The following is a 3114-nucleotide window of genomic DNA, read 5'->3' as shown; positions in this document are numbered from 1 at the left end:
ACACCGGGAATTGTGAACTTGCCATCAATATCCGTTACGGTTCCCAAAGTGGTACCTTGAACTAATACTGATGCTCCTACAACAGGTTCGCCATCTTCCTCGGAAGTCACAACTCCCGAAACGGTAGATGTCTGCGCTGTCACAAAGCCTATGCTCACGAAGAGACAGACTAACAACAACATTAATTTTCTTTTCATAGATTCTCTCTTAAATTTAACCTATTAATATCAATTTTAAACCTAACACGGTGCAAAGGTATTTAACTTTTTTAAATAGCAAAAGAAAAACAGATAAAACATGTCACAAAGATTATGTTTTTAACAATAGCATGGATAAAAATCAACTATCATATATACAAAATATCAAAATGTCACACTTTGTAAATTCTTTAATACAAATTGGTTTGTTTGACTACCGGATAGATACTGGCTTATTATAGATATTTTATGCCTTTTCATGGTATTTCTATTCTTTTGTCCGTACACTGCAAAATATTTGTAATAGTCAACGATAATTTGAGTTTTAACATCAATTAGTAAGTCCAGACAACCTTGATGGATAATTATTCTACTGAACACGATGACAAATTGCATGAGGTTCACCGCATTCATCAACCTGCCGCAAACGCCTTGTAGCAGCAGGATTCAGGGTGAAGGAGGAATGCTTGGGGATGTTTCCTGAAGCATTCATCGCCTTCACCTCGGAAAGTCAAAGGAAAAATATCTGCTACTTCCGGACTACCAAATAAACATTTCCGTATTTGGTATGCTTCCGTATCGCTCCGGTTGCCGACAGAACTTGTCCGAAGGTTGCCGGGTTACTTCCACGCATCGCGGCGGAATTATAGCTCTTCAGAACCTTATAGATGTTGGCTGCGGAAAGCGATTCGCATTCCTCGCCGGGTTTGGCCGGACGAAAGCATGCGTGAAACACTTCCCCGGCAGGACACGTCTGATAAAAAGCACTGTTGCGGTGCTGCAGTTCGCGTTCTTCCTCTCCCGTGAACCAATATCGAGCACCCTCATGCAGTTCGGCTTTCAGTTGGGCATATATCTGGTCATGCTGCATGTTGTCGCAATCTATCACGTGCGTCACTTCTATACAGATGAACCGCCGGCTGCCACTGGGGTCGCTCAGTAAGTCCGAACGGTTGGATGTTCCGATGAAAGAAGCTATCCGGGGCAAGTTGCGGAAATTCCTCTGATAAGCCTTGCAGATGTTGAGGCTCGACATTTGCATCAGATTCTTCAGCATCGGCATCTTCTGTGCACCATATTTATCAAATTCATCCATATTCAGCAAGCCCATTTCCGCCAATAACCGCTCCGGATTACTTTGTGCGGACAGCTTCAGGTTGTCGGAATAGTAACGTCGGAGCGCCGGAGGCATCAGCGCCCTGCAGAAAGTGGATTTCTGCCGTCCTTGTTCACTGCTGATGAGGATAGGGGCAACGCTGTTGGCATGTATGTCCTGCATACCTGCCCATTGGGCAGTCAAGGCAAGCATCCAGAGATGGAAACTTTTTACCCAGAACGGATCTGATGAAACACGATTTGCCAAGGCTTCCAGGCGGTCGTGCCCATCCCATGCGGGCAACTCTTCCATATAAAGAAGGAACGGGTGATAGCCGGGTATATAAGCGGAGTTGACATATCGGCTCAAGTCTTTGTCCCAGCAGGAAATGCCCTGCTCGTGAGCTTCGATGCAGAACGTGTTCAATTCCCGCTTACCGACGGGTAGAAACGGAGTGTTGCTTTCTCCGGCAGAGCGATACTCGTTTTCTTCCGTCAGCAGGTTGTAGCGGAAATCGTAGTTCGATTTCAAGAAATCACTCACTTGCCGTGCCAGCAGAGCAGGTTGGCCGACGTTCTTCCGGCGTTCTGTTTTCAGTTCTCTTTTGTCCGGCTCCGAATTTGTCATCAGCCGTTTTACTTCTCTGAAGAGGTGATGTTGCTCCAATGTCATTGTTTTCTTTTTCATTTCAATTAGTTTTTTTTAATGAGTGTGTAAAATTAGTTTTGTCGGTACCGATGCCACGAAGTTACTATTGCCGGGAGGCGTTTTGCAAGTGTTTCCCCAAGTTTTTCCTAAAAAAAAGGCGTGCATGAAAAAAAAGGCTTTTTAGGGTGCCGGGCATTTGTTTTTATTGTATCTTTGAAGGCAGTTCAAGAATGACTCACCGGAGTGAGTCGGACGAATCACTTAAGTTATTCGGCTGAAACACTTGAGTGCGCCAAGTGAATCACTTGAGTCATCCGGGTAGAAGAAACTCCGGAGAAGGCAGGGAACAGTAATCTTTTAAACGACAAACAATAGTATGGCTATAGTATTCGACTGGTACGAGAATCCCAACGCTTCCGAAGAGGAGGGAGAGAAAGGTTTGCATCCTCGCATCTTCCTGAACGGGAAGGTGGACACCGACAAACTGTGCAGCATGATTCATGCCCGCAGTTCGCTGACGGTGGGTGATGCGCAAAGTGCCATCAGCACCTTGGCAAAGATTTGCAGTGAAGAGCTGCGCGACGGACGTGTGGTGCACATTGACGGCCTGGGCTACTTTGCACCCACACTGGAAAGCACGCAACGGGTGACGCGGAGTACGCCCAACAAAAGCGCGAAGCTGAGGTTGAAAACCATCAGCTTCCGTCCGGACATCAAGCTGAAAGCGGAACTGGCAGGTATCAGTGCCACGCAAGCCAAATACACACGCCATTCGGCACAACTGTCCGAAGTGGAAATCGACATCCGTCTGAAAGAGTATTTCGCGGAGCATTCCATCATGGTTCGTTATGACTTTCAAGAACTATGCGGGCTGACGCGTGCCACTGCCAACCGTCACCTCCGTCGCCTGCAGGACGAAGGCAAACTGAAGAATGTGGGAAGGCGCACACAACCCATCTACATGCCTGCACCGGGATACTACGGAGTGTCGAGGGATGCCGTGCAAGAGCGGTGAAAGTATTGAACGCTTCCACTGGAATCGTGCTTTCACCCTGCATCCCCCTTGTACACGGCAATACCGGTACTCCGGTGAATGAGTGAATGCAACAGAAAGCAGCTTTTTTTCCGAAGGATTGTCATTATAAGTATTACATATTGAAAGCGAACGACTTC

The 3114-nt window shown here is 46.8% G+C and carries 3 protein-coding genes; 1 reads left to right on the top strand and 2 read right to left on the bottom strand.

Going from position 1 to position 3114, the window contains the following annotated elements; all coding sequences use genetic code 11:
• Both JCM16496_RS20855 and JCM16496_RS20845 read right to left on the bottom strand, forming a co-directional pair.
• Positions 1 to 197, bottom strand: a 197-nt coding sequence (locus JCM16496_RS20855; protein WP_025836406.1) for a carboxypeptidase-like regulatory domain-containing protein, incomplete at its 3' end; no start/stop codon positions are given.
• A 529-nt stretch (positions 198 to 726) separates the two neighbouring features.
• Complete coding sequence (locus JCM16496_RS20845) at positions 727 to 1965, bottom strand: VapE domain-containing protein (RefSeq protein ID WP_411332415.1); 1239 nt, start codon at positions 1963 to 1965, stop codon at positions 727 to 729.
• 352 nt (positions 1966 to 2317) lie between these two features.
• On the opposite strand from JCM16496_RS20845, the gene JCM16496_RS20840 reads away from it, so the two are divergent.
• A complete protein-coding gene (locus JCM16496_RS20840; RefSeq protein WP_025836403.1) occupies positions 2318 to 2956 on the top strand; it encodes an HU family DNA-binding protein in 639 nt (212 codons plus the stop codon).
• Positions 2957 to 3114: the final 158 nt, after the last annotated feature.

Source organism: Bacteroides rodentium JCM 16496 (assembly GCF_000614125.1).
GTDB lineage: Bacteria > Bacteroidota > Bacteroidia > Bacteroidales > Bacteroidaceae > Bacteroides > Bacteroides rodentium.
This window is presented reverse-complemented; position numbering and strand designations above follow the sequence as displayed.

What these genes read in the sequence shown, in the direction of transcription:
- JCM16496_RS20845 (WP_411332415.1), bottom strand. Translation starts at nt 1,965, where the DNA reads ATGACATTGGAGCAACATCACCTCTTCAGAGAAGTAAAACGGCTGATG.
- JCM16496_RS20840 (WP_025836403.1), top strand. Translation starts at nt 2,318, where the DNA reads ATGGCTATAGTATTCGACTGGTACGAGAATCCCAACGCTTCCGAAGAG.